24 protein-coding genes are annotated in these 24,949 nt (G+C 70.4%); 11 read left to right on the forward strand and 13 right to left on the reverse strand.

Features of this window, described 5'->3' with window-relative positions; genetic code table 11:
- The first annotated feature begins 75 nt into the window (after positions 1-75).
- A complete protein-coding gene (locus MKK69_RS03830) occupies positions 76-1,908 on the forward strand; it encodes an alkaline phosphatase family protein (RefSeq protein WP_409564773.1) in 1,833 nt (610 codons plus the stop codon).
- A gap of 109 nt (positions 1,909-2,017) precedes the next feature.
- On the opposite strand, the gene MKK69_RS03835 is transcribed toward MKK69_RS03830, so the two are convergent.
- The 3 genes from MKK69_RS03835 to MKK69_RS03845 form a co-directional block, all read right to left on the reverse strand.
- A complete protein-coding gene (locus tag MKK69_RS03835; RefSeq protein ID WP_243965991.1) occupies positions 2,018-2,299 on the reverse strand; it encodes a DUF2312 domain-containing protein in 282 nt (93 codons plus the stop codon).
- 104 nt (positions 2,300-2,403) lie between these two features.
- Positions 2,404-2,712: a DUF1244 domain-containing protein gene (locus tag MKK69_RS03840; RefSeq protein ID WP_243965759.1), complete on the reverse strand. Its 309-nt coding sequence runs from the start codon at positions 2,710-2,712 to the stop codon at positions 2,404-2,406.
- A 56-nt stretch (positions 2,713-2,768) separates the two neighbouring features.
- Entirely contained in the window at positions 2,769-3,545 is a 777-nt protein-coding gene (locus MKK69_RS03845) for an N-formylglutamate amidohydrolase (protein WP_243965761.1), read from the reverse strand.
- A gap of 176 nt (positions 3,546-3,721) precedes the next feature.
- Between MKK69_RS03845 and MKK69_RS03850 the strand changes: the two genes are divergently transcribed.
- From MKK69_RS03850 to pyk, 3 genes are all read left to right on the forward strand, one after another.
- Positions 3,722-5,041 (forward strand): glycerate kinase, encoded by a 1,320-nt coding sequence (locus tag MKK69_RS03850; RefSeq protein WP_243965762.1) that lies wholly within the window; start codon positions 3,722-3,724, stop codon positions 5,039-5,041.
- Complete coding sequence (locus tag MKK69_RS03855; protein ID WP_243965773.1) at positions 5,007-5,480, forward strand: DUF1036 domain-containing protein; 474 nt, start codon at positions 5,007-5,009, stop codon at positions 5,478-5,480. Before MKK69_RS03850 ends, MKK69_RS03855 begins: the two co-directional genes overlap by 35 nt.
- A 111-nt stretch (positions 5,481-5,591) precedes the next feature.
- Positions 5,592-7,028 (forward strand): pyruvate kinase, encoded by a 1,437-nt coding sequence (gene pyk, locus MKK69_RS03860; protein WP_243965796.1) that lies wholly within the window; start codon positions 5,592-5,594, stop codon positions 7,026-7,028.
- A 178-nt stretch (positions 7,029-7,206) separates the two neighbouring features.
- Here pyk and MKK69_RS03865 read toward each other — a convergent pair whose 3' ends face one another.
- The 6 genes from MKK69_RS03865 to ubiG all read right to left on the reverse strand — a co-directional run bounded on the left by MKK69_RS03865 (position 7,207) and on the right by ubiG (position 11,382).
- Positions 7,207-8,217, reverse strand: coding sequence for an alpha/beta fold hydrolase (locus MKK69_RS03865; protein WP_243965797.1), 1,011 nt, complete (start codon positions 8,215-8,217; stop codon positions 7,207-7,209).
- Entirely contained in the window at positions 8,214-8,825 is a 612-nt protein-coding gene (locus MKK69_RS03870; protein WP_243965805.1) for a tetratricopeptide repeat protein, read from the reverse strand. Before MKK69_RS03870 ends, MKK69_RS03865 begins: the two co-directional genes overlap by 4 nt.
- Positions 8,826-8,945: 120 nt before the next feature.
- Complete coding sequence (gene ykgO / locus MKK69_RS03875) at positions 8,946-9,071, reverse strand: type B 50S ribosomal protein L36 (protein ID WP_003601867.1); 126 nt, start codon at positions 9,069-9,071, stop codon at positions 8,946-8,948.
- A gap of 162 nt (positions 9,072-9,233) precedes the next feature.
- The gene (locus MKK69_RS03880) at positions 9,234-9,812 is read right to left on the reverse strand and encodes a PAS domain-containing protein (protein ID WP_243965814.1); all 579 of its coding nucleotides are present in this window, start codon (positions 9,810-9,812) and stop codon (positions 9,234-9,236) included.
- Positions 9,813-10,003: 191 nt separating this feature from the next.
- Entirely contained in the window at positions 10,004-10,573 is a 570-nt protein-coding gene (locus MKK69_RS03885) for a YbhB/YbcL family Raf kinase inhibitor-like protein (RefSeq protein ID WP_243965816.1), read from the reverse strand.
- Positions 10,574-10,620: 47 nt separating this feature from the next.
- On the reverse strand, positions 10,621-11,382 hold the full coding sequence (ubiG, locus tag MKK69_RS03890; RefSeq protein ID WP_243965869.1) for a bifunctional 2-polyprenyl-6-hydroxyphenol methylase/3-demethylubiquinol 3-O-methyltransferase UbiG: 762 nt from the start codon (positions 11,380-11,382) through the stop codon (positions 10,621-10,623).
- A 236-nt stretch (positions 11,383-11,618) separates the two neighbouring features.
- Here ubiG and MKK69_RS03895 point away from each other — a divergent pair, with 236 nt between their 5' ends.
- The 5 genes from MKK69_RS03895 to MKK69_RS03915 all read left to right on the forward strand — a co-directional run bounded on the left by MKK69_RS03895 (position 11,619) and on the right by MKK69_RS03915 (position 19,041).
- Entirely contained in the window at positions 11,619-12,854 is a 1,236-nt protein-coding gene (locus tag MKK69_RS03895; RefSeq protein WP_243965877.1) for an aspartate kinase, read from the forward strand.
- Between the two features lie 189 nt (positions 12,855-13,043).
- Complete coding sequence (gene ptsP / locus MKK69_RS03900) at positions 13,044-15,305, forward strand: phosphoenolpyruvate--protein phosphotransferase (RefSeq protein WP_243965879.1); 2,262 nt, start codon at positions 13,044-13,046, stop codon at positions 15,303-15,305.
- A 213-nt stretch (positions 15,306-15,518) separates the two neighbouring features.
- On the forward strand, positions 15,519-16,604 hold the full coding sequence (gene prfA / locus MKK69_RS03905; RefSeq protein ID WP_243965881.1) for a peptide chain release factor 1: 1,086 nt from the start codon (positions 15,519-15,521) through the stop codon (positions 16,602-16,604).
- 8 nt (positions 16,605-16,612) lie between these two features.
- Entirely contained in the window at positions 16,613-17,506 is an 894-nt protein-coding gene (gene prmC, locus MKK69_RS03910) for a peptide chain release factor N(5)-glutamine methyltransferase (RefSeq protein ID WP_243965888.1), read from the forward strand.
- A gap of 416 nt (positions 17,507-17,922) precedes the next feature.
- Positions 17,923-19,041, forward strand: coding sequence for a DUF4167 domain-containing protein (locus MKK69_RS03915; protein ID WP_243965890.1), 1,119 nt, complete (start codon positions 17,923-17,925; stop codon positions 19,039-19,041).
- A 73-nt stretch (positions 19,042-19,114) separates the two neighbouring features.
- On the opposite strand, the gene MKK69_RS03920 is transcribed toward MKK69_RS03915, so the two are convergent.
- The 4 genes from MKK69_RS03920 to MKK69_RS03935 all read right to left on the reverse strand — a co-directional run bounded on the left by MKK69_RS03920 (position 19,115) and on the right by MKK69_RS03935 (position 22,267).
- Positions 19,115-19,867 carry a hypothetical protein gene (locus tag MKK69_RS03920; protein WP_243965897.1) on the reverse strand — a complete coding sequence of 251 codons (753 nt, stop codon included), beginning with the start codon at positions 19,865-19,867 and terminating at the stop codon, positions 19,115-19,117.
- 11 nt (positions 19,868-19,878) lie between these two features.
- Positions 19,879-20,604: an RlmE family RNA methyltransferase gene (locus tag MKK69_RS03925; protein WP_243965905.1), complete on the reverse strand. Its 726-nt coding sequence runs from the start codon at positions 20,602-20,604 to the stop codon at positions 19,879-19,881.
- A complete protein-coding gene (locus MKK69_RS03930) occupies positions 20,601-21,683 on the reverse strand; it encodes a Ppx/GppA phosphatase family protein (protein ID WP_243965909.1) in 1,083 nt (360 codons plus the stop codon). The genes MKK69_RS03925 and MKK69_RS03930 overlap by 4 nt, the downstream gene beginning before the upstream one ends.
- A gap of 110 nt (positions 21,684-21,793) precedes the next feature.
- Positions 21,794-22,267, reverse strand: coding sequence for a response regulator (locus MKK69_RS03935; protein WP_243965911.1), 474 nt, complete (start codon positions 22,265-22,267; stop codon positions 21,794-21,796).
- 314 nt (positions 22,268-22,581) lie between these two features.
- Between MKK69_RS03935 and MKK69_RS30910 the strand changes: the two genes are divergently transcribed.
- Entirely contained in the window at positions 22,582-23,397 is an 816-nt protein-coding gene (locus MKK69_RS30910; protein ID WP_279598164.1) for a cold-shock protein, read from the forward strand.
- Between the two features lie 1,200 nt (positions 23,398-24,597).
- Complete coding sequence (locus MKK69_RS03950) at positions 24,598-24,924, forward strand: iron transporter (protein ID WP_243965913.1); 327 nt, start codon at positions 24,598-24,600, stop codon at positions 24,922-24,924.
- Positions 24,925-24,949 lie beyond the last annotated feature (25 nt).

Here is a 24,949-nt window from a genome sequence, read left to right on the forward strand (position 1 = left end):
GCCCCGCAAGCCTTCTGTCACGCGCCTGTCACAGTCTCCGCTCACGCCGCTTGCCGGACGCTACGGAGAGTCATCGTGCTGCGCGCACTCACATCCTGCCTGATCGGACTGGGGCTCCTCGGCGCGTCCGGAGCGCAGGCAGAGCCGCGCAATGTCGTGTTGTTCGTCGCCGACGGCCTGCGCTACGGCATGGTCGACGCCACGAATGCCCCGACCATGGACCGGCTCATGAGGGCCGGCGTGCGGTTCACCAACACCCATTCGCTGTTCCCGACCTTCACGATGCCCAATGCCACCGCCATGGCGACCGGGCACATGCTCGGCGATACCGGCCAGTACGGGAACACGATCTACACGGCGTTTCCGGTGCCGGGTGCGGGCGAGAGCCTCACGCCGTTCCTGGAGAACGACCCGGTCCTCGGCGACGTCGACGAGCATTTCGCCGGCAATTACCTGAACGAGGAGACGATCCTACGGGCCGCCCATGCCAAGGGCCTGTCCACCGCGAGCATCGGCAAGCTCGGGCCGTCCCTGGTCTTCGATCACACCGCCCGCGCCGGTCAGGAGACGATCCTGATCGACGACAGCACGGGGCGCGCGGGCGGGATCCCGCTGAGCGACGAGCTCAAGACCCGCCTCGGCGCGGCCGGCCTGCCCGTCCAGGCGCCGACGCGGGGCGCCAACGGAGCGGCCGGGAACGCCGAGACGCCGGGCACCGTCGCGGCCAATGTCGAGCAGCAGGCCTATTTCGCCGACGTGGCGACCAAGGCCGTGCTGCCGCTGTTCGCGGCGCGGAAGGCCCCCTTCGTGCTGGTGTTCTGGTCGCGGGATCCGGATGGGACACAGCACAACCAGGGTGACAGTCTGGGCCAGCTGGTTCCCGGCATCAACGGCCCGACCAGCCTGGCGGCCATCCACAACGCCGACACCAACCTCGCCACCCTGCTCGCCGCGCTGAAGGAGCAGGGGCTCGCCGACACGACCGACGTGATCCTGACCTCGGATCACGGCTTCTCGACCATCTCCAAGGAGAGCGCGACGAGCTTCGCGGCCACCCAGAGCTACAAGGGCGTCCCGACCCGTCAGCTTCCGCCCGGCTTCGTCGCCATCGACATCGCGCATGCCCTCGGCTCGAACCTGTTCGATCCCGACGCCAAGGGCGCCAAGCTCGCACCGGACAGCTTCCCGAGCCGGGCGAACGGCCTGATCGGCACAGATCCGGTCAAGCCGGACGTGGTGGTGGCGGCCAATGGCGGGTCCGACCTCGTCTACCTCCCGAGCGGCGACCAAGCCCTGGCGCGCCGGGTGGTCGAGGCCCTGTCGCGGCAGGACTACGTGAGCGGCCTGTTCGTCAGCGCCGCCCTCGGCTCGATCCCGGGGACGCTACCGCTCTCGGCCATCGCCCTCGACGGCTCGGCGCTGACCCCGATGCCCGCCATCGTCGTGAACTTCCGGAGCTTCTCCACCGGCTGCGCCGATCCGACCACCTGCGGCGTCGAGGTCTCGGACACCGCGCTGCAGCAGGGCCAGGGCATGCACGGCAGCTTCTCGCGGGCCGACACGAGGAACGTGATGGGCGCCCTGGGCCCGAGCTTCCGCGCCGGCCTCGAGAGCCCGGTCCCGGCGAGCAACGCTGACCTCGGCAAGACGATCGCCCGGATCCTCGATCTCACGATCCCCGCAACGGGCACCCTGGTCGGCCGCGTCCTCACCGAGGCTCTGGTCAACGGCGCGACGCCCATAACCGAAGCGAAGGTCGTGCGCTCGGACCCGGACGCCACCGGTCTGGCGACGATCCTGACGTATCAGACGGTCGGGGGGACGCGCTATTTCGATACCGCCGGCTATCCAGGCCGCACCCTCGGCTTGAGCGGGGAGAGCCGCCCGGCCGCGATCGACGCGCAGTGAGATCGCAACCGGGGTCCCCGGTCCCGTCGGTCCGCCGCCCAGACGCCCCCTGAGCCGCCGTTCGGGGCCGTGTCGCCCCGAACGGGCGGAAGTCGTCCCGGACCCTGGCCTACGCCATGCCGAGGGCCTGCATGTAGAGCTCGAGGATGGCCTCCTGCTCCTGGCGCTCGCTGTGATCCTGTTTGCGGATCCGCAGGATCGTGCGGACCGCCTTGGCGTCGAAGCCCCGGCCCTTCAGCTCGGCGAACACCTCTTTGATGTCGCCCATGATGCCGGCCTTCTCCTCCTCCAGCCGCTCCAGGCGCTCGATGAACTGCTTCAGCTCGTCGGCGGCCACGCCCTCGGCCGACGAGACGTCGCCGCCGGGCCGCTGGGACGCGGCGCTGGGCATCGAATGGGCGTTCATGGAGCTCTCCGGACTGCACGGCGCGGTTGCGCCCTCGACCCGTGGTTAACGGGGCGAACTTACCGGAAGCTTAGCCGATTCGCGGCCGTTCAGTGTCCCTCGGGCCGTGAGGCTGCGAAGCCCGCCTGCTGCTCGGCGCTCGCCTCGGTCTGGAACTGCGCCTTCCAGGCGCCGTAGGGCATGCCGTAGACCGCTTCGCGGCCCTCGTCCTTGGTCATCGGCACGCCGTGGGCGTCGGCGGCGTCCTTGAGCCAGTTCGAAAGGCAGTTCCGGCAGAATCCCGCGAGGTTCATCAGGTCGATGTTCTGCACGTCCGTGCGGGCGCGCAGGTGCGCGACGAGCCTGCGGAACACGGCCGCTTCGAGTTCGGTCCGGGTCTGGGCGTCGATCTCGCTCATTGAAGGCTTTCCACTTCTTGCACAGTCCCAGGATTTCGGGACCGGGCGCGCCGGGATCAAGACGCGATCAGCGGCCGGAGGATGCGGGCGAAGCGCGCGGCCCACTCGAGCTGACCCTCCTCGCCGGCGATCAGATCCTGGCGGATCTCCACCAGGGCGTTGGGCAGGCCGCGCGCGGTGGCGTGACGATCGATCGTGTCGCCCGGCAGGCCGCCGCCATAGGGTTCGTTGTCGCCGACCGTCAGGCCGGCGGGATCGGCTTCGAGGGCCGTGATCAGCGGGCGGGCGAAACGCGCGTCGCGGTCGTAGAGGATGCCGACATGCCAGGGCCGCGGATTGCCGCGCCAATACGGCGTGAAGCTGTGCATGGTCAGGATCGCGGGCGGCCGGCCGGCGGCCTCGGCCCGAGCGATCGCCGCCGCGATGGCGGCGTCGAACGGCGCGTAGAAGCGGGCGATCCGCGCCTGCTTGCCGGCCTCGTCGATCCGGGCATTGCCCGGCACCACGGCGCCGTCGGAGAGGCGCATCACCAGCGTCGGGTCGGTGCGCCCGCGGTTCGGGTCGATGATCAGGCGGGAGAAGTTCGTCAGGATCGCCGGCACGCCGAGCTGCGCGGCGATGCGCCGGGTCACCGCCGCCGCGCCGATATCGTAGGCGATGTGCCGGGCGAACTCGCGGGCCGGCAGGCCGAGATCGATATCCGGCGGAACATGGTTCGAGGCGTGGTCGCAGGCGATGACGAGGCCGCAGCCGGGGTCGCCGGGTATGATCTCGCAGGGATGCGGCGCCGGATACGGATCCGGGGTGGCCACTTCAATCTCCGGACGGGTCACGGGGCTCCGAGGTCTTCAGATCTGTGCGGGGGTGCCGATGGCGCTTGCCGTGGCGCGGCGGCTCGGGCAGATCACCTATCAAGGATCGTGCGCTCACGGCAAGAAACGGGCCCGCCGCCCGCAGAGAAACGGGCGGGGACCGCGCGATCGGGTCAGAGAGGAGCCCGTCCGACGCCATGACCGAGACCGTCCCGCCCGTCGCCGATCCGGCCATCCAGGCGCAGCGCGCGTTGCTCGACCGCCTGCTCACGGCGGCGATCCGCGCCACCCATCCCGATCTCTGCCTGCCGCCGCATCTGCCGGCGCCGAGCCCGGGCCGGTTGATCATCCTGGCCGCCGGCAAGGCGGCCGGCAGCATGAGCGCGGTGGCGAGCCGGTTCTACCGGCAGCAGCACGGGCTGGGCGACGACCGGATCGTCGGCCTGGCGGTGGCGCGCCACGGCTACGGCCAGGACGCCCCGGGGATCCACATGGTCGAGGCGGGCCATCCGGTGCCCGACGAGGCCGGTCTCGCGGCGACCAAGGAGGCCCTGCGGCTCGCCACCGAGGCCGGCCCGGAGGACGAGGTGCTGGTGCTCCTCTCCGGCGGCGGCTCGGCCAACTGGATCGCCCCGGCCGGTGACCTGACGCTCACCGAGAAGCAGGCGATCACCCGGGCGATGCTGCGTTCGGGCGCGCCGATCGGCGAGATCAACACGGTGCGCAAGCACATCTCCCGGATCAAAGGCGGCCGCCTCGCGCTGGCCGCCCGCAACGCCCGGCGGATTCTCACCCTCGCGATCTCGGACGTGCCGTTCGACGATCCGGCCGTGATCGCCTCCGGCCCGACGGTGCCCGATCCCTCAACCCTGGCCGAGGCCCGCGCCATCTGCGAGCGCCGGGGCATCCCGCTGCCCGAGGAGGGCCTGCGCCTCCTGAACGACCCCAACAACGAGACGCCCAAGGACGGTGACCCCGCCTTCGCCCGGGCCGAGTACCGGATCATCGCCCGTCCGATCGACGCTCTGAACGCCGCCGCCGAGGCGGCCCGGGCCGCGGGCTACGAGCCGGTGATGCTCGGGGCCGACCTGGAGGGCGAGGCCCGCACGGTCGCGGCCGAGCACGCGGTCGAGGCCAAGCGCCACAAGGCGGCCGGGCGCCGGGTCGCGCTGATCTCGGGGGGCGAACTCACCGTCACCATCCGGGGCGAGGGCAATGGCGGCCCGAACCAGGAATACGCCATGGCGCTGGCGCTGGCGCTGGACGGGGAGCCGGGCATCTCCGGCATCAGCGCGGACACCGACGGCACCGACGGCGGCCGCGGTCTCGCCACCGATCCGGCGGGGGGGCTCGTCGATCCCACGACCCTGGAACGCGCCCGCGCCGCCGGCCTCGACCCGGCCGCGATGCTGGATCAGAACGACTCCACCGCGTTCTTCGCGGCCCTCGGCGACCTCGTGAACCCCGGCCCGACCCGTACCAATGTCAACGACTGCCGCATCATCCTGGTCAATTAAGCTGCACGCTCCGGTCCTCTCCGCAGTCACGGTGGCCGGGCTCGCGCTCTTCAGCGCAAGCCCGGCGAAGGCCGATCTGCGCCTGTGCAACCAGACCGGCAGCAAGGTCGGCATCGCCCTCGGCTATCGCGATCCGCAGGGCTGGGTCACGGAGGGGTGGTGGGACCTTGCGCCGAAAGCCTGCGAGACCCTGCTCAAGGGTGCGCTGGCGGCGCGGTTCTACTACGTCTTCGCGGTGGACTACACGCGCGGCGGCGAATGGAGCGGGCGCTCGCTCATGTGCACCCGCGACTCGGAGTTCACGATCCGGGGCATGGAAGATTGCCTTGCCCGCGGCTATGACCGCAACGGCTTCTTCGAGGTCGATACCGGCGAGCAGAAGAGCTGGACCATCCAGCTCACCGATCCCAACCGGGCCGATGCGCCGGCGAAACCGTAACGCCCCGCCCGTGCCCTTGCGCGGCCCTGCCCGGGATGCGCACACCCACGTCCCATCATCACCACGCGGCGAGCCTCCAGGGCGCGCGCCGAGGATTCCGGAGGATATCGCTTGAAACGCTCGCGCCGCACGAAGATCGTCGCCACCCTCGGGCCGGCCTCCGACTCGCCGGAGATGATCGAGCGGCTGTTCCGCGCGGGCGTGGACGTGTTCCGGCTCAACATGAGCCATCTGCCGCGGGAGTTGCTGCCCGAGAAGGTCGAGGCGATCCGGACCATCGAGCGCGAAGCCAGGCACCCGATCGGGATCCTAGTGGATCTGCAGGGGCCGAAGCTGCGGCTCGGCACCTTCGCGGAGGGCGCCGTGATGATCGAGGCCGGTGCCGCCTTCGTGCTCGACGGCGATCCGACTCCCGGCGATTCGAACCGCTGCCACCTGCCGCATCCGGAGATCCTCCAGGCCCTGGAGCCCGGCCACGCGATCCTGCTCGATGACGGCAAGCTGCGGCTCTCGGTGGTCGAGACATCGCAGAACCGGGCAGTGACCCGGGTCGAGGTCGGCGGACGGATCTCGAATCGCAAGGGCGTATCGCTGCCGCACACGGTGATCCCGGTGCCGGCCATGACCGACAAGGATCGGGCCGATCTCGACGCCGGCCTCAATGCCGGCGCCGACTGGATCGCCGTGTCCTTCGTCCAGCGGCCCGAGGATGTCGCCGAGGTGAAAAAGGTCTGCGCCGGCCGCGCCCTGGTGATGGCCAAGATCGAGAAGCCGCAGGCTCTGACGCGGCTCGACGAGATCATCGAGATCTCGGACGGGCTGATGGTCGCCCGGGGCGATCTCGGCGTGGAGATGCCCCTGGAGCAGGTTCCGGGTGTGCAGAAGCGCATCACCCGCAGCGCCCGGCGCTTCGGCAAGCCGGTGGTGGTCGCGACCCAGATGCTCGAATCGATGATCACCGCGCCGGTCCCGACCCGCGCCGAGGTCTCGGACGTGGCCACCGCGGTCTACGAAGGCGCAGACGCCGTGATGCTGTCGGCCGAGAGCGCGTCGGGTGCCCATCCGATCGGTGCCGTGGAGACCATGAACCGGATCGCCGAACAGGTGGAACGGGACGCGCTCTATTGGTCGATCATCCGGGCGCAGAGTGCGACCCCCGACCACACGGCCAACGACGCCATCGCGGCGGCGGCGCACCAGATGGTCAACGCTCTCGACCTCGACGCCATCATGGCCTGGACCAGTTCCGGCTCGACGGCCCTGCGTCTCTCGCGCGAGCGCCCGAACGCCACGGTGATCGCGCTGACGCCACGGCGGGAGACCGCGCGGCGCCTCGCCCTGGCCTGGGGCACCCATCCGATCGTCACGAAGGATGCCAGCGACGTGGACGACATGTCGTTCCGCGCCGCCAAGTTTGCCGTGCGCGAAAAGTTCGCCGCGGTGGGCGACCGGGTGATCGTGGTCGCCGGCCTGCCCTTCGGCACGCCCGGGGCGACCAACCTCGTCCGGCTCGCCTTCATCACGCGGGAGCACGCCGAGAAGGCGTGATTCGTATGCGACCCGGTTTTTAAGACCCGTCCGCTGGTCCTGTGCGCAGGGCAGCCTGAGACCGTTCAACGGCGTCCGATCGAAGGGCTCAGGGCAACCGATCGAAAGATCGCGCTTGGTCGGGTGGACGGCGCGGATCAGGGAGACCTGTCTGAGATCCGCGCCGCCACCCCGCCGCTCACGGCGTGGCAGCCGGCACGGCCGCGGTCGTCTCGCCGGCGAGCCGGGCGATTTCCTCGGTCACGCGCTCCGCGGCGACGTACTGGAGCATGTGCCCGATCCCCGGCAGCAGCACGAGCCGCGCCCCCGGGATCGCGCGCGCGAGCGGTACCGCCTGAAGGTCGCTGCGCACGATCGGATCGGCCTCGCCGGAGATCACCAGGGTCGGCACGTGGATCGCGCCGTAGCGCGGGCTCTGCGCCGCGAGCGCCGTGGTCAGGCCGAGGAGATCCTGAACGTTGGCGAGCAGCGTCCCGGGGCGCAGGACCAGGGCGGCCCGGGCCGCTTGCGGGTAATCCGGGCGCTCCGGCTGCGGCCGGAAGACCCGGCGCGCCGCCTCCGGCAGGAAACGCTGCGCCACCGGCGGACCGATGGTGCGGCTGAGTAGCCACGCCACCGGGGGCGTCACGGCGAGCCGCCAGTACCACGGCAGGTCCGGCATGCGGTCCGGCATCGGCATAGCCACGGGCGCCGCCAGGACGAGGGCCGAGACCCGCTCCGGGTGATCGAGGGCGAGCGCCAGTGCCAGCGAACCGGCCCAGGAATGGCCGAACACGATCGCCGGACCGACACCCATGTTGGCCAGCGCCTCGGCGATCAGCCGCGCCTGCACGACCGGCGCCGCGGCCTCGGCCCCGGCGATCCGGTCGCTCCAGCCGAATCCCGGCCGGTCGAAGGCGATGACCCGGAACCCTCGGGCCGCGAGGCGGCGGCCGATGCCCTCCATCGGGTCCGAGGCATTGGCCGAGGCACCGTGCAGGAGGACGATCGGGACCCCGCCCGCGGGCCCGTCCTGGATCGTGGCGAGGCGCCCGCCGGTCACGTCGACGAAGGGCCCGGCCGGCGGATATTCAGCGCCGACCCGAAGGCTGATCACGAGGCTGATGACGGCGCCGACAGCCAGGATGAGGCTCACCGCCGCTATGGGCAGCGCCAGGATGGCGAGCACGATTCCGAGCACCCGGGTCACAGGTCGCGGCCGTCGACCTCCGGCGCGAGACGATCGATCGCCTCGCCGATCTTGTCCATCTGCGGATAGAGCGACCGGGCCCGGCGGAACGCCGCCAGCGCGTGAACCTTGTCGTCCTGGGATTCGTAGATCCGGCCCAGGGCGGCCCAGGCCTCGAAATGGCGCGGCTCCAGGACCAGCGCCCGCTTCAGATCGGCGATGGCGTCATCCCTGTCGGTCAGGAGCCAGAACACCGTCGCGCGCCGATTCCACCCCTCGGACCAGTCGGGCTCCAGGGCCGTGACCCGGTCCATCAGCTCGGCCGCGAGCGGGAACTCGTGCGCCGAGACGGCGTGGCGAGCCCGGTCCGTGAGCAGGTCCGCGGTGGCACTGCCGGACCCGGCGAAACGCCGCTCGATGAGCCGGGCGATCCCCTTGGCCTCGACCGGATCCTCGCTGGCGCGCAGGCGGGCGAACAGGTCGTCGAGGCTCGGCGGCTTCGGCACAGGTTTCGCCTCGGGCGCCGCGCGGTTGGGCCGCCCGGCGTCGGCCGCGGCCAGCGCCCCCGGCGTCGCGGCGCTGACGGCCGAAAGAAAGACCAGGGCGGCGAGGCAGCGCGTCGGGATCATGACGCCAGAGTGTGCGCCGCCGACAGACCCGTCAACGTGCCGCGGTGCCGCGCACGCGAAAGCAGCCGCGCCCGTGTGGGAGCGGCCGCCCTTGCCCGACCGCGGCCGGGCCGAAAGCCTTCAACCCTGGCGGGCCTTGAAGCGCTTCTGGGTCTTGTTGATCACGTAGACCCGGCCCTTGCGGCGCACGAGCTGGTTGTCGCGGTGGCGGCCGCGCAGGGACTTGAGCGAGTTGCGGATCTTCATCGGTCTCTCGAGCCCGGAGGGCCGTCCATGGGTGAGATATCGGGAACGCCGCCGAGGGGCAGGACGCGCGAGCGCGTCCAGCGATCACGGCATACGCATCGCGGGATGGCGCCGCCATAACAGGATTCGCCCCGGCAAGGCAAGGCGCGGCCGCGACGTCGCTCAGTGGATGATGTCGAGGTTCGCGGCCGGCGACGTCTCCACCAGCTGGCGCCCGATCTCGTGCAGCAGCACGTCGAGCAACGGCTTGAGGCGTTCGAATGCCGGCTGGTGCAGCTCCGATTCGGCCGACTCGAACAGTGTCAGCGCCAGCCCGGCGACCCGGTCGATGCCGACCGACGACTTGTCCGGGTCGCAGAAGGCGGATTCGTCGGGAAAGCCCCCGCCGTGGCTCGCGGTCACGTCGATGACGATCCCGCGCGCCTCGCTCACCCGACCCTCCCGATCCCGGCTGAAGCGGCCGCGCGCCAGGATCCATCGGACGTCGTCCGGTTCCGGCACGGTTCGATATTGCGCCACGAAGAGGCCGCCCTGGCGAAGGCGATCGTCGATCAGGGCGCCGATCCGAAGCCGATCCCCGGGGTGGACGCGATCCAGAAGCCGCGCGAAGGTCGCGCCGCGATCGTTCCGGGCCGGTGGCACGCCCAGCATCGCGGCCGCGACCGCGTCGCAGCGCAGGATCTCGTCGGCGCCATGCCATTCCCAGGTGCCGACGTCTGAAGCGGCGAGCGTGCGCGCCACGCTTTCGCTACCCCGTCGCCTCGTCCGCGCGTCGACCCCCACAGGCCCGCTCTCCGCTATCGTTTCGACGGTGCTGCCCGGACCGGGGAAGCTGAGGAAGACCTTAGAGGCACGGCCGACACGGAACAACGCGACGGGGGCGCAAGCCTGTTCAGGGCCGACCAGTCGCTGAGCGGCTCAAGTTCGTGGGCTCACGCCCGGGCGTAGGTCCCGATGAGCATGCCTTTGCTCAGAACGTGGCCGTCCATGGCCTTCAGGAGCGCGCCGCGGCCCGGCTCGTCCGAGAGATCGAGGGTCTGCCGCAGGGCGTAGATCTGGAACACGTACTCGTGTGGTCCGTGTCCGCTCGGGGGATCCGGGGGCAGCCAGCCCGCACGCAGGAAGCTGTTCTTGCCGAGCGGGAGGGTCTTTCCGGGGCCGGGATCGGAGACGGCGCCCTCGCTGATCTGGGCGAGATCGGGGGGCAGGTTCCACGCGATGAGGTGAACCAGCGGCTGCGGCGTCGGACTCCCTGCATCCTCGACCAGCAGAACCACGGAGGCGGTTCCGACCGGCAGGCCGCTCCAGGTCAGCGGCGGTGACAGCCCCTCGCCGTCGGCGGTGAAGCGGACAGGCATGGCGCTCCTGTCGGCGAAGGCCGGGCTGCTCACGGTGATCGAGGCCGGGATGTCCGGAAAGTCCGCGTGAAAGGCCGTCTTCTCCATGCCGGCCTTCAGGCCAGACAGGGCCTCGCCGACCGCACTGGGAATCTTCTCGAGCATCGCCGTCTCCTTCGCCGCGATCCCAACGGCGGAAGCGGCATCCCGGTTCAGCCCCGGTGCTCGGCCGCGACCATGTAGTTCACCGCCTTGTCCCGGCCGGTGCGCCATCCGTCGGTGAGGGGGTTGTAGACGACCCCGATCGTGTCGCTGACGTCGAGGCCGCCCGCCCGGATCGCGCGGCCGAGTTCCTCCGGCGTCACGAACTTCGCCCAATCATGCGTGCCCCGGGGCAGCCAGCCGAGGACGTACTCGGCCCCGACGATCGCAAGGGCGAAGGAGCGGAGCGTCCGGTTCAGCGTCGCCGCGAACAGCATCCCGCCGGGCTTCACGGCCGCGCAGGCCGTGCGCACGAAGGCCGGCATGTCGGAGACGTGCTCGACGACCTCCATGATCAGCACGGCGTCGAAGGTGGTTCCGGCGGCGACCACGGCTTCGATCGTCTCGCCGCGGTAATCGACTGGCACGCCGGCCGCCTCCGCATGGGCGCGGGCGACCGCGATGTTCTGCTCCGCTGGATCGAGGCCCGTCACGGTCGCGCCGAGCCGGGCCAGCGGCTCCGACAGCACGCCGCCGCCGCACCCGACATCGCAGATCGCGAGCCCGTCGAGCGGAAAAGGTGCGCGCGGATCGCGCCCGTAACGGCGGCAGAGGGCGTCCCGGATAAAGGCGACCCGCACGGGATTGAACCGATGCAGCACCCGCATCGGGCCGGCCTCGTCCCACCAGGTCGCGGCGAGGGCGTCGAAGCGGGCGACCTCGCCGCGGTCGACGAAGCCCCCGGTGCGGTGGTCCGTGGCTGCCCTGTCCATGCGCGTTCCGTCCTCAGAGGTCCGCCCGCGCCTTATCATGGCGACCCCGGGTAAGTCGCCGCGGCGCGCGCGCGCCATGCTTGGCCGGTTGTTGACACCTCACCGAGCCGCTTGTACCCGCCGGGCACCCTTCGGACCGACCCGCGGCGGGTCCCGGCCCGTCTCTGCGGCGGGTTCCACCCCGTCGCCGCGACGGGTTCCATCCCGTCGCCATCGGGAACCGCGATCGAGAGACCATGCCCCGTCTGGTGATGAAATTCGGCGGCACCTCCGTCGCCAACGTCGAGCGCATCCGCAACGTGGCGCGCCACGTCGCCCGCGAGGTCGCGGCCGGCTACGAGGTGGCCGTGATCGTCTCCGCCATGTCGGGCAAGACCAACGAGCTGGTCGATTGGGTCAAGGACGCGAACGCGCTCTACGACCCGCGGGAATACGATGCGGTGGTGGCCTCCGGGGAGCTGATCACGGCCGGCCTCCTGGCGATCGCGCTCCAGAAGGACGGCATCAAGGCTCGCTCCTGGCAGGGCTGGCAAATCCCGATTGTGACTTCGGACGCCCACGGCTCGGCCCGCATCGCCGAGATCGACCCGACGAATCTCGACGCCGGCTTCGCCAAGGGCGAGGTGGCGGTGATCGCCGGCTTCCAGGGGATCCATGCCGAGACCGGCCGGGTGACGACCCTGGGCCGCGGCGGTTCCGACACCTCGGCGGTGGCGGTGGCGGCGGCCATCGGCGCCGAGCGATGCGACATCTATACGGACGTGGACGGGGTCTACACCACGGACCCGCGCATCGTGCCGAAGGCCCGCCGCATGGAGCGGGTGACCTTCGAGGAGATGCTGGAGATGGCCTCCCTGGGCGCCAAGGTGCTGCAGGTCCGCTCGGTCGAGCTCGCCATGGTCCATCGGGTGCCGACCACGGTCCGCTCCTCCTTCGATCCGCCGGACGCCGCGCGCCCGGGCACCCTCATCTGCGACGAGGACGACATCGTGGAACAGCAGATCATCACCGGGATCGCCTTCTCCCGGGACGAGGCGCAGATCACCCTGCGCAAGGTCAAGGACAGTCCGGGCGTCGCCGCCGCGATCTTCGGGCCGCTGGCGGACGCCAACATCAACGTCGACATGATCATCCAGACCGTGTCGGGTGACCAATCGACCACCGACATGACCTTCACGGTCCCGTCCGCCGAGTACGAGCGCGCCCGCATGATCCTCGACGAGGCGCGGACGCAGATCGGCTACGCCCAGATCGAGGGCGCCACCGATGTGGTGAAGGTCTCGGCGATCGGCGTCGGCATGCGCAGTCACGCGGGCGTGGCCGCCAAGGCGTTCCGGGCACTCGCCGAGAAGGGGATCAACATCCGCGCGATCACCACTTCGGAGATCAAGTTCTCCGTGTTGATCGAGGCGGCCTATACGGAGCTTGCCGTGCGCACGCTCCACTCGCTATACGGCCTGGATCAGGCCTGAGCCTGGGACGACGCGGTGTCGATCGGGTCGCGTGGTGTGAGCTGAACAGTCGCGGACCGTTTCGCCGATCCCAGAGCGCGTCTGGCGGCTGCGGCACGGTCCATCCGGCGCCGGCCGTCCCGAGCTTGGCGCCAAGGTTGCAGGGTGGTCGACGCCAAGGCCGCTCACCGACACTGGAACGACGAACCGATGCCCGCTGCGCCCGGAGGCCCGCGCCTGCTGCTGCGCCGCCTCCGCGAAGCGATGGCGGAGCCGGTCAGCCCTCAGGCGCGCCTCGACCGCATTGTCGTCCTGATCGCCGCCAACGTCGTGGCCGAGGTCTGCTCGGTCTATGTGCTGCGGGACGACAACACCCTCGAATTGTTCGCCACCGAGGGCCTGAACCGCGAGGCGGTTCACCAGACCCGGATGCGCGCCGACGAGGGCCTGGTCGGCCTCATCGCCCGCAACGCCGAGCCGCTGTCCCTCTCGGACGCCCAGAACCATCCGGCCTTCTCGTATCGCCCGGAGACCGGCGAGGAGGCGTATCACGCCTTCCTGGGCGTGCCGCTGCTGCGCGCCGGCAACACCCTCGGCGTCCTGACCGTCCAGAACAAGACCTACCGGGTCTATTCCGAGGAGGAGATCGAGGCGCTCCAGACCACCGCGATGGTGCTCTCGGAGATGATTGCCTCGGGCGAGCTGGAGGGCCTGGCGCCCGATGCCGGCACCGCCGCCCGGCGCCCCGTCCTGGCCCGGGGTATCGCGCTCGCCGACGGGATCGGCCTGGGCCACGTGGTGCTTCACGAGCCCCGCGTCGTCGTGAAGACGCTGATCGCCGAGAATGTCGAGCGCGAGGTCGCGCGCCTCGACGAGGCGATCGAGGAGGTGCGCTCGGCGATCGACGCCCTCGTCGAGCGCGGCGACCGGATCGGCACCGCGGAGAGCCGCGAGGTGCTGGAGACCGTCCGGATGTTCGCCCACGACAAGGGCTGGCTCCGGCGGATGCGCGAGGCGGTGGCCTCGGGCCTGACCGCCGAGGCCGCCGTGGAGCGGGTCCAGTCGGACAACCGCGCCCGGATGATGCGCCAATCCGATCCGTATCTGCGTGATCGCCTGCACGATCTCGACGACCTCGCCAACCGGCTGCTGCGCGCCCTGATCGGCCCCGAGGCGGCGGGGGTGCTCGTGTTGCCCGAGAACGCGATCCTCGTGGCGCGCACGATGGGGCCGGCGGCGCTGCTGGATTACGAGGCCTCGACGCTCCGCGGCATCGTCCTGGAGGAGGGCGGTCCGACCAGCCATGTGGCGATCGTCGCCCGGGCGCTCGGGATCCCGGCGGTGGGCGAGGTGGAGAACGCCACGGCGCTCTGCGACGCCGGAGACGCGATCATCGTCGACGGCGTCGCGGGGGAGATCCACGTGCGGCCCGGCCCCGAGATCGAGGCGGCCTATGCCGAGATGGTGCGCCTGCGCGCCCGCCGGCAGGAGCAGTACCGGGCCCTGCGCGACGTCCCGGCGCGGACCCGCGACGGGGTGCGGGTCGGCCTGCACCTCAATGCGGGGCTGCTGGTGGATTTCAGCCACCTGCACGAGACCGGTGCCGAGGGCGTCGGCCTGTTCCGCACCGAGCTGCAATTCATGGTGGCGCAGCGCATGCCGTCGGCCGCGGAGCAGCAGGACCTCTACCGCAAGGTGTTCGCGGCCTCGGCCGGCAAGCCCGTGACGGTCCGGACCCTCGATATCGGCGGCGACAAGATCCTGCCCTACATGGCCAAGCTCGAGGAGGAGAACCCGGCTTTGGGCTGGCGGGCGATCCGCATCGGCCTCGACCGGCCGGCTCTGCTGCGGATGCAGTTGCGGGCGCTGTTGAAGGCCGCCGACGGCGACCCGCTCAAGATCATGTTCCCGATGGTCGCCACGGTGGACGAGTTCGTGCGTGCCCGCGGCATCGTCGAGCGCGAGAAGGCCTACCTGAAGCGCCACGGCTACCGGCTTCCGAGCGAGTGCAAGCTCGGGGCGATGATCGAGGTGCCCTCGCTGCTGTTCCAGATCGACGAGATCGCCCAGGAGGCCGATTTCCTGTCCGTCGGCTCGAACGATCTGATGCAGTTCCTGTTCGCGGTGGACCGGGAGAACCGGCGCGTCGCCAACCGGTTCGACCCGCTCAGCGTTGCGGCCCTGCGGGCGTTCCGGCTGATCGCCGAGCGGTCCAACGCCGCCGGCTGTCCGGTGACGGTCTGCGGCGAGATCGGCGGCCGGCCGCTGGACGCCATGGCGCTGATCGGCCTCGGCTACCGGGATCTATCCATGTCGCCGGCCGCCATCGGACCGGTGAAGGCGATGGTGCTGAGCCTCGATGCAGATGCCGTGACCGAACTCATCGACGCCGAAATGGCGCGCATGCACGACGGCGATTCCCTGCGTCCGGCGCTGACCGCCTTCGCGCACGCCCGCGGCATCCCTATCTAAGGCCGGCCCTTGCCGAACATTCGGCCGGGGATGTACGGCAACGCCACGGCGCTTCCGGGCGGCGCGCCGCGGCGTCCGCCCTCGCATCGGCGGGGCGGGGAGGGGAGGACATCGTGCCGGGTCGAAGACCCGGCGAGCCGCGCCCTTCCGCGCTCGAGACGTGAGCCGCGCCCCGGCTGGACCAAAGCGCACTGACCTGCAGAAACACGGGCGATGATCCCCTTCCCCACCGAGCGCCTCGACGCCATCCTGGCGCGGCACGATTTCGTCACCGCACAGCTCGCCACGGGCGAGGGCGATCCCGACACCGTTGTCCAGCTCTCGCGCGAGCTCTCGGACCTCGATCCGGTCGTGTCGGCGATCCGCCTCTATCGGGCAGCCCTGGAGAACCTCGCGGGTGTCGAGGCTCTCATCGACGAGCCCGGCACCGACCCTGAGATGCGGGCATTGGCGGCCGACGAGAAGCCCGAGGCGCAGGCCGCGCTGGAGGCTGCGCATCGCGACCTCCAGCTCCTGCTCCTGCCCAAGGATGCCGCCGACGAGAAGAGCGCGATCCTTGAAGTCCGCGCCGGCACCGGCGGCGACGAGGCGGCCCTGTTCGCGGGGGATCTGTTCCGCATGTACGCCAAATACGCCGAGTCGAAGGGCTGGCGCGTCGAGGTGATCTCGGAGAGCGAGGGCACGGTCGGCGGCTTCCGCGAGGTCGTGGCGGAGGTGAAGGGGCGCGGCGTGTTCGCCCGGCTCAAGTTTGAAAGTGGCGCCCACCGGGTGCAGCGCGTGCCCGACACCGAAACCCAGGGACGCATCCACACCTCGGCCGCCACCGTTGCGGTGCTGCCGGAGGCCGAGGAGGTCGACATCCACGTCAACGATGCGGACCTGAAGATCGACACGATGCGCGCCCAGGGGGCGGGCGGCCAGCACGTCAACAAGACGGAATCGGCGATCCGCATCACCCACCTGCCGACCGGCATCGTCGTGTTCGTCCAAGAGGAGCGCTCGCAGCACAAGAACAGGGCCCGCGCCATGACATTGCTGCGCGCGCGGCTCTACGATGCCGAGCGCAGCGCCAAGGATTCCGCCCGGGCCGCGGACCGCAAGGCGCAGGTCGGCTCCGGCGACCGCAGCGAGCGGATTCGCACCTACAACTTCCCGCAGGGCCGGGTGACCGATCACCGGATCAACCTGACCCTCTACAAGCTGGAGGAGGTCATGGCGGGCACGGCCCTCGACGAGGTGGTGGATGCCCTGATCACCGAGCATCAGGCCGAGCTGCTGGCCGCCGAGGGCATGGCCTGAGCGCCGTCGTGACGAACGGATCGAGCCGTGGCCTGTCCCGCCGCGCGGCCCTGCGGCACTGCGTGGCCGTCCTGGAGGCCGGCGGTCTCGACGGAGTGTCCGGGGATGCCCGCTTTCTGGTGCTGGGTATCCTCGGGATCGAAGCCCGCGACCTCCTCCTCGACGGAGAACGGCCCCTGGGGGACGACGAGGCCGCCGCCCTCGACGCTGCCCTGGCGCGGCGGCTGTCCGGGGAGCCCGTGGCCCGCATCCTCGGGACCTGGGAATTCTGGGGCCTGCCCATCCGGCTGGGGCCGGAGACCCTGGTCCCGCGGCCGGATACCGAGATCCTGGTCGAGGCCGCGCTCGCCGCTGCGCCGGACCGGAATGCGCCCCTGCGCTGCCTCGATCTCGGCACCGGGTCCGGCTGTATCCTGGCGGCGCTCCTCAGCGAGCTTCCCCGCGCCTCCGGGATCGGCCTCGACCGCGCGTTCGGTGCGTTGCGGGTGGCCCGCCACAACGCCACGGCGAACGGGCTCGGCGAGCGGGCGGCCTTCGCGGTCTCGGACTGGTGTGATGCGGTCCAGGGCGCCTTCGACCTCGTGGTCTCGAATCCCCCCTACATCGCGCGCGCCGTGATCCCGACCCTCCACCGGGCGGTCCGGGCCCATGATCCCATCGCGGCCCTGGATGGCGGGACGGATGGGCTCGACGCCTACCGGCGCATTCTCGACGGTGTTCACGGCGGGAACTTGCTCGCCCCCGGCGGGACGCTCGCCCTGGAGATCGGCTACGATCAGGCGGCGGCCGTGCGCTGTCTCGCCCTCGCGGCCGGCTTCTCGGATCGCGGCCTGACCCGCGACCTGGCGGCCAACGACAGGGTCCTGTGCTTCGGTCTTCCCAACGGCGACACGGAAGCCTAAGTAAGGGTCGACGCTTCACCGTCGAAAAAATGCTTGTTGCATGAGCCGGGGAACGCTAGTGTCGGCTTGAAGATCGCGAACCGTTCGTTAAGACGGACGATCGTATGGTCAGCGATGCACGCTGGTCGTCGATGGGTTTGCTGATCCCCCAGACGTTGAACCAGAGCGCGCGTGATGGCGCGGCGGTTCGGCAACACTCGAACCTGACAATCAGCTGGTTTCCGGTGCCTGGTGAGGGCACGCGGTGCGAGGGATGGTCAGACTGACGCGACGGTCGCAATGCGGCCGAACGCGCGGCGCCGCCGGGTGCGCTTGACCGGTCTGCGTCTCGAGATCTTTGCCGGGCGCTCCTGAAGACAGTCGTTTGCGTGAACGAGGGTCATTACAGACCAATGAGACCAAATCAGAATCGACGGATGCGCGGCCGGAACCGGCCGAAAGGTCCGAATCCGCTGACGCGCTCGTACGAATCCAACGGTCCCGATGTCAAAATTCGTGGCACCCCGCAGCACATCGCCGACAAATACGCGCAGCTCGCGCGGGACGCTCTGGCGGCTGGTGACCCAGTAGCGGCCGAAAATTACTTCCAGCACGGCGAGCATTACTTCCGGATTGTATCTGGTGCTCAGGAGCAGACCCGCCCGGCAAACACGGGCGGCTACGCGAGCCGAAGCTTCGACGACGAGATGGACGAGGGCGACGAGGACGGGCAGGGCAACGGCGCGTCCCAGAACGGTCACGCCTACAACGGCTACGACGACAGCGATCCCGGCCAACAGCCCCAGCCCTACGACAACCGCGCGGAGTCCAACCAGCAGGACGGCCGCCAGAACCGGGACCGGTTTCAGAACCGCGACCAGCGGCGCTTCGACAACAACGGCCGGGACAACACCGGCCGGCAGGATTACCGCCGGCCGGATCAAGCGCGTCAGGATCAGCCGCGCCAGGATTATCAGCGGCCCGATTACCAGCGCCCTGATTATCGTCAGGACCGTCCGGCCAACCGGCAGGACCGCCAGGATTACGGCCGGCAGGATTTTCGGCAGGATCGCCAGGATAACCGTCAAGATACGCGGCAGGAAACGCGCCAGGAGAGTGCGCAGGAGAACCGGCAGGACGGTCGCTCCGAGAACCGTCAGGACCTGCGCGGCGACCAGAACCGCTACGACAACGGACGCGGCGAGGCACCGCGGACAGAGGCACGATCGGAGCCGCGGTCCGACAACCGGCAGGAGCCCCGAGCCGAGGGCCGATCGGAGGGCGTTCCGCGCCGCGAGGCCGCCCCGCGGCGCGAGCGCCGCCGTGAGGCCGCACCCGTCGTGGCTGCCGAGGATCCGAGCGGCCTGCCGGCGTTCCTGATGGCGCCTGCGCGCCCCGTACAAGCCGCCGAGCCGCCGGACGCGATCCCGGAGCCGGAGGCGAGTGCCGAGGAGGCTCCGGCGGCCAAGCCGCGCCGCCGCCGCCGTCCGCGCTTCGAGAGTGCCGCGGAAGACGGGGAGACGCGCACGCCCTCCGAGGACGCACCAACCGAGTGAGCGGACGTCGCCAACGATGGAACTGAAAAAGGCCGTCCCGGGAAATCGGGGCGGCCTTTTCTGTCCGCGCCGCTCAGCGGCGGGCCGCGCGCCAGTCCGGATAGGCATGGACCCGGTGGACCAGCCGGTGATGCCGGCCGATCTCGCCGTAGGGCGCGATCTCCCAATCCCAAGCCGCTTCCGGCTGGGGCAGGGCGACCTCGAACATCAGGTCGAGGCTGTCGGTGATCCTCCCGGCGCGATCCTCCTCGCGCTGCACCGTGTCGGTGATCAGGCAGACCCGTCCGGCGGTTCGGGCAAAGGCGTCCAGGGCTGCGAGATGGGCCTCGATCAATTGAGCCCCGAGCTGGGAAGGTGCTACGCGTCCCCGGGCCTCGTAGGTGTCGAGCGGCACGATCGGGATCTGCGAGAGCAGGTTGGCCGAGACGATGAGATCTGCGCCCGCGCAGCATTCGGCCAGGTCCCCGGCGAGGCCGGCCCCGATCTCGGCGGTCACCAGGCTGACATGGGCGTGGCGTCGGACCGCGAGCCGCGCCGGCCAGGGATGGACTGCGTCCACGAGGCTGACGCGTTCGAACAGGGTTGCGAGACGATCCAGGGGCACGTCGTCGAGGAGTCCGGAGCCGATGACGACCGCCAGCCCGCGCCGCGGCGTCGCCGCCGCGGCGGCTGCGACCACGCCGCGCGCATGCTCCAGGTGCGGCGTCCAGGCGGCGCGGCAGCGCCGGGATCGGGCGTGGAGCAGCCCGCTCTGCCGGACGTAGCCGAGCCGGCGCAGGCGCAGCGGCGCGGGATTGAACTGCGCCAACGCCCAGGCGACCAGCATCGCCGTTTGGCTCAGTCCCCGTCGGGGGCCGGGACACCGGCCGGCGTCCCGCGATAGCCTGTGGCCAGGACGTAGAGTTCGCTCGAATCCGCCCGGCTCGCCGCCGGCTTCACGTGGCGGACGGTCGCGAAGTCGCGCTTGAGGTCGGCCAGCAGAGCATGTTCGGTGCCGCCCTGGAGCACCTTGGCGAGGTAGGCGCCCCCCGGCCCCAGTACCTCGCGGGCGAACTCCGCGGCCGTTTCCGCGAGGCCGATGATGCGCAGGTGATCGGTCTTCTTGTGGCCGGTGGCGTTGGCCGCCATGTCGGACAGCACGAGATCCGCCGGGCCGCCGAGCAAGGCGGTCAGCCGGGAGGGGGCCTCGGGATCGAGGAAGTCCAGGGTGATGAAGTCCACCCCCGCCATCGGCTCGATCTCCAGCAGATCGATGCCGACGACCCGACCCGACGGACCCACCGCCCGGGCGGCGATCTGCGACCAGCCCCCCGGGGCAGCGCCGAGATCGACCACCCGCTGGCCGGGCTTCAGCAGCTTGTAGCGCTCGTCGATCTCCATCAGCTTGTAGGCCGCCCGGGACCTGTAGCCCTCGCGCTTGGCCCGGGCCACGTATGGGTCGTTGAGTTGCCGCTCCAGCCAGCGCTTCTGCGACAGGGTCCGCCCGCGGCCGGTCTTCACCCGCTGCTTCAGTTCCCCGCGCACACCGCCGCCGGAACTCGCGCCGCCGCGCCGGTCGCTCATCGCACGGCCTTCCGGATCCAGACCCCGTCCTCGCGCATCATGTTCATCAGCAATCCTTCGCGCAGCCCCCGGTCGGCGATGCGCAGGCGATCGGACGGGAAGGCCCGGCGGATCGCCTCCAGGATCGCGCATCCGGCGAGCACCAGATCGGCCCGGTCGCGGCCGATGCACGGGTTGTCGGCCCGCTGCTCGAGCCGGGTATCCAGGAGATCGTCGATCGCGGTCGTGACATCGTCGTCGTTCATCCACAGGCCGTCGACCCGCCGCCGCTCGTAGCGCGCCAGCCGCAGGTGCATCGCCGCGATGGTCGTGACGGTGCCCGACGTGCCGAGCAAATGGAAATGGGGCGCGGTCGCGGCCGCGGCGGCCCGGAGCGCGAAGGGGGACAGCTTGCCGGCCACCTCCTCGACCATGCCCTCGAACATGCGCCGGGTGACCTCGGCACCGCCATGGCGCTCGGCCAGCGTGACCACGCCGACGGGCAGGGAATCCCAGGCCCGGATCCGCAGGGTCGGGTCGGTGGAGGGGTTGGCGGCGGCACCGTCCAGCCACGCGATCTCGGTGGAGCCGCCGCCGATATCGAAGATCACCACCGATTCCGCCAGCGGATCGGCCAGGGCCGCGCAGCCGGTGACGGCGAGATAGGCCTCGGTCTGGCGGTCAACGATCTCAAGGTCGAGGCCCACCCCCCGGCGGACGCGCTCGACGAAGGCCGCCCCGTTCACCGCGAGCCGGCACGCCTCCGTGGCGATCACCTTGGCCCGCTGCACGCCGCGGGTCTGCATCTTGGTCCGGCAGATGCGCAGGGCTTCGACCGTCCGCTCGATCGCCGCCTCGTTGAGCCGATCGGAGGTCCCGAGGCCCTCGCCGAGCCGGACGATGCGGGAGAACGCGTCGATGACGCGGAAGCCGGAGAAGGTGGGCTCCGCGATCAGCAGGCGGCAATTGTTGGTGCCGAGGTCGAGCGCCGCGTAGGCGGGGCGACGGCGCTCGCGGCCCGGGAGCCCGGCCGGCGGCTGGTGCGGCGCTGCGCCGAGCTGGATTCGGGACGGCGCGGCCGCGGCGGTCTCGTCCCTCATCGGCGCGGCCGTCGGTCCTTCGGGTCGGCCGGGAGCGTTGCGCTCGGCCTGAGCTAATCCGTGACCCTACAGGCTCGGCGGGGAACTGCAACGTCCGATCGTGACAGGGGTCAGGCGACGGCCTTCATGATGCCGGCCCGTCTTGGGATCGGCCGCAGGAGGCTCTTCACCTGCGAATAGGGGCGCGGCCGGTTGATCACCTCGTCGAGGCGGGACCACAAAGTCTTCGGCGAGAACGGCTTGGCGATGATCTCGTTGACCCCGAGCGCCACCGCCCGGTCGACGACGTTCCGGCGGGGTTGGGCGAGCATCAGGATGATCGGGATGGTCGGGCAGGGCGAGGTCGTGGGCGTGCGCGCGAGCCGGATGAATTCCTCGCCCGACAGGATCGACAGGTCCCAGTCGATGATGCTGATGTCCGGCTTGCTCTCCGCCAGCACGCCCAGGGCCTCGGCGCCGTCCGGCGCTTCGAGGACGCGCTTGATGCCGACGCGCATCAGCATGTCGCGCACGATTCGGCGGATGTAGAGGCTCTCATCGACGACGAGGGCCGAGAGATCGGGAAAGGTCGGTGTCGCGATCATGGCCGAGCGCAGTGCGGGACGCGTTTTCGACCCTAGCGTGCCAGCGTTTGCGTTTCGCTAATGCGGTTTCTCGCATGTGAATGGATGTGCCGGAGGGCTTCGCACGCCTGCGTTGTTTACCGCAAGAAAGTAACGAAATGGGCGCGTCTGGGCCAAGAAGGTCCTTGCGGTCAAGGCCCGATTGCGTCAGGACTGGGGCGTTATTCTTGGTTACCGCGACCTGGGGTAATGATAGTGCGGGGCGTGGGCTGTCTGGGATGGCGCGCACGCGGTATTCGGAATTTAGGGCGGCGGACGGTTTTTGCGAGCTTTCGATGGGACGTGGTCGTGATTTCAGGGGGCCGCAGAAGCGCGGCTTCGACGAGAGTGGCGAGCCGAGATGGCCTGACCAGGCACCCCCCAGCGGCGGATTCGGTGGTGGGTACGGTGGCGGCGGCTTCGGAGGCGGCGCCGGCGGTGGCGGCGGGTTCGGAGGCGGCGGGTTCGACCGTGGTCCGGCCCGCGGCGCAGCGCCGGTGGCGTCGGGGCCGGAACGTGATGCCACCGTCAAGTGGTTCAACAAGGAGAAGGGTTTCGGTTTCGTCGAGCTGGGCGACGGCTCGGGCGATGCCTTCCTCCACATCCGCGCCGTCGAGGCCGCCGGCCACGCGGATCTCATGCCGGGTACCCGCCTGACCGTGACCACCGCCCAGGGTCAGAAGGGCCCGCAGGTGACCAGCGTCACCAGCGTCGACACGTCCACGGCCGAGGCGCCTGCGCCCCGGCGTGAGTTCCGGCCGCGCACAGGCGGCTACGGCGGCGCCCCCGGCGGTGCTGGCGGTGCCGGAGGCGGCTACGGTGGTGGCGGCGGCGGTGGCTACGGAGCTGGCGGCGGTGGCGGCGGCGGTGGTGGCGGTGGCCGTTTCGCGGGCGGCCCGTCGGTGGAGATGAGCGGCACGGTGAAGTGGTATGACCCGGCCAAGGGCTTCGGCTTCGTGTCGGTCAATGACGGCGGCAAGGACGTGTTCGTCCACCGCTCGGCACTCTCCCGCGCCGGGCTCGAGTCGCTCGCCGAGGGTCAACAGGTCACCCTGGCCGTGGTCGACGGGCAGAAGGGTCGCGAGGCCCAGAGCATCAACGTCGAAGATTGACGGACCCGCGGCGGTCGTTCTGCCGCCGCGATCCATGACAAGATTGGAGGGCGGCGGTTCCGATGGGGCCGCCGTCCTTCGTGTTTCGGGTCCGCCATGCGTCCTGTCCTGTTTTCGATGGTCCTTCTCATGATCTCCGGCTGCGCCCACGCCGGAGACTTCACGGGGTTCTACGCGGGCATCAATGCTGGCTACGCCCGGGGCACCGAACGCGATCGGACCGTGACCCGACCCGCTCCCGAATCGCCGGCATCCCGTGTCCGACCTGGAGCCGGATCCGATTTGCCGCCGAGCGCTCAGGATGCAGTTTCGGCGCTGCGCAGATCCGATCAAGGCGATGTGGCCGCGCAACCCGGGCGCTGAACCACCGCGACGCGGCTCGGGCTGCGGCCGTCGGGGAAGAACGGGGCGCCGGCAGGCAGGCTTCACCGGCAACTGGCGTGATCGCTGCCAAAGCACCCCCTCGGACGGTCAGTGCGCTCTTCACGCGTTTCCATCGGACGCAGAGTGAGTGCCGCCCTGTCTCGTACCGGCCCGCCGGATGATGCCAGCAGCCGGCCCTGCGCGTCCCCTCCCACGCTGCGGACTATCGGTTTCACACACCGTACTTGGCTGACGCAGCTCCCGCTCGCGGGAGACTGTTCCCATCTCGGCTCGAGGATGCACTGTAGGCTCCCTGTCCCGTGCGGGAGGGGGGCGGGGAATGCGACGTCTGTTGCCAGGACCGATGCGTGAATCCGTTCGCCCGCAGACGGGAAGGGCGGGCGTGCGGCGGACAGGCATCGACCGGGCGACGATCCCGAACGTGAAGGGTGAAACGGCAACCCCCATCGGAGAGGAAACCAGCGCCAGCTCTTGAAACCGCGTGTTCGCGCAGGATGGAAGTCGCCGGCGCAGGCGGATCGGAATGTCCCTGCATCGTCGCGTCCGACCTGAGGCCGGTTGCCCCCTTCCGGGACGGTGCTTGAGCTCGGAGGCACGGCGGCTGCCATCCGGTCCAGGCGGCGGCCGTTCTCCGCATCGACCTGCCGGCGGCTTGATCGGGTTCAGCCGACCCGCCGACTGGGTCAGCCCGTGACGGTGCGAAGTATTCTAAGCACCTCTGCGCGCTTTAGAATTATTCCGGAATATAGCCGTTGCGTCCCCCTGACGGCCGCGCTTAGGTGCCGGCATGAGATCACGGCAACGAGAGGTGACGCCATGAGCGCTGATGCCGTGCGCGCCCGGGTGCACCCGGCTCTCGCCTGTCGTCTGGCGATCGCCGCGCGCGTGCTTCTGGCGATCCTGGGCGGTTATATGATCGCCGCACTTGCGAGCGGCTGGCTCGCCCTCGTCCTGCCCGGACCAAGAGCCGAAGCGGTGTCGACGGCGACGCTGGCGAGCTTCGCGATCATGGCGGCCGCGGTGATCTGGGTGTTCGCGGCGCGGTCGCTCGGGCGGGCGGCGCTCGTGATGGGAGTCGTCGCGGCGCTGCTCAGCACCGGCCTATGGCTCGCAGGCGCCTTCCAGGGCGGGAGCGCAGCGTGAGTCGATCCAAGAGCGTCCGCCAGTC

The sequence above is a fragment of the Methylobacterium sp. J-026 genome (genome assembly GCF_022829585.1).
GTDB lineage: Bacteria > Pseudomonadota > Alphaproteobacteria > Rhizobiales > Beijerinckiaceae > Methylobacterium.

Coding starts and splice junctions, on each gene's coding strand:
- MKK69_RS03835 (WP_243965991.1), bottom strand. CDS start 2,299: ATGCCCAGCGCCGCGTCCCAGCGGCCCGGCGGCGACGTCTCGTCGGCC.
- MKK69_RS03840 (WP_243965759.1), bottom strand. CDS start 2,712: ATGAGCGAGATCGACGCCCAGACCCGGACCGAACTCGAAGCGGCCGTG.
- MKK69_RS03850 (WP_243965762.1), top strand. CDS start 3,722: ATGACCGAGACCGTCCCGCCCGTCGCCGATCCGGCCATCCAGGCGCAG.
- MKK69_RS03855 (WP_243965773.1), top strand. CDS start 5,007: ATGTCAACGACTGCCGCATCATCCTGGTCAATTAAGCTGCACGCTCCG.
- MKK69_RS03870 (WP_243965805.1), bottom strand. CDS start 8,825: ATGATCCCGACGCGCTGCCTCGCCGCCCTGGTCTTTCTTTCGGCCGTC.
- ykgO (WP_003601867.1), bottom strand. CDS start 9,071: ATGAAGATCCGCAACTCGCTCAAGTCCCTGCGCGGCCGCCACCGCGAC.
- MKK69_RS03885 (WP_243965816.1), bottom strand. CDS start 10,573: ATGCTCGAGAAGATTCCCAGTGCGGTCGGCGAGGCCCTGTCTGGCCTG.
- ubiG (WP_243965869.1), bottom strand. CDS start 11,382: ATGGACAGGGCAGCCACGGACCACCGCACCGGGGGCTTCGTCGACCGC.
- MKK69_RS03895 (WP_243965877.1), top strand. CDS start 11,619: ATGCCCCGTCTGGTGATGAAATTCGGCGGCACCTCCGTCGCCAACGTC.
- ptsP (WP_243965879.1), top strand. CDS start 13,044: ATGCCCGCTGCGCCCGGAGGCCCGCGCCTGCTGCTGCGCCGCCTCCGC.
- prfA (WP_243965881.1), top strand. CDS start 15,519: ATGATCCCCTTCCCCACCGAGCGCCTCGACGCCATCCTGGCGCGGCAC.
- MKK69_RS03915 (WP_243965890.1), top strand. CDS start 17,923: ATGCGCGGCCGGAACCGGCCGAAAGGTCCGAATCCGCTGACGCGCTCG.
- MKK69_RS03920 (WP_243965897.1), bottom strand. CDS start 19,867: ATGCTGGTCGCCTGGGCGTTGGCGCAGTTCAATCCCGCGCCGCTGCGC.
- MKK69_RS03925 (WP_243965905.1), bottom strand. CDS start 20,604: ATGAGCGACCGGCGCGGCGGCGCGAGTTCCGGCGGCGGTGTGCGCGGG.
- MKK69_RS03930 (WP_243965909.1), bottom strand. CDS start 21,683: ATGAGGGACGAGACCGCCGCGGCCGCGCCGTCCCGAATCCAGCTCGGC.
- MKK69_RS03935 (WP_243965911.1), bottom strand. CDS start 22,267: ATGATCGCGACACCGACCTTTCCCGATCTCTCGGCCCTCGTCGTCGAT.
- MKK69_RS30910 (WP_279598164.1), top strand. CDS start 22,582: ATGGGACGTGGTCGTGATTTCAGGGGGCCGCAGAAGCGCGGCTTCGAC.
- MKK69_RS03950 (WP_243965913.1), top strand. CDS start 24,598: ATGAGCGCTGATGCCGTGCGCGCCCGGGTGCACCCGGCTCTCGCCTGT.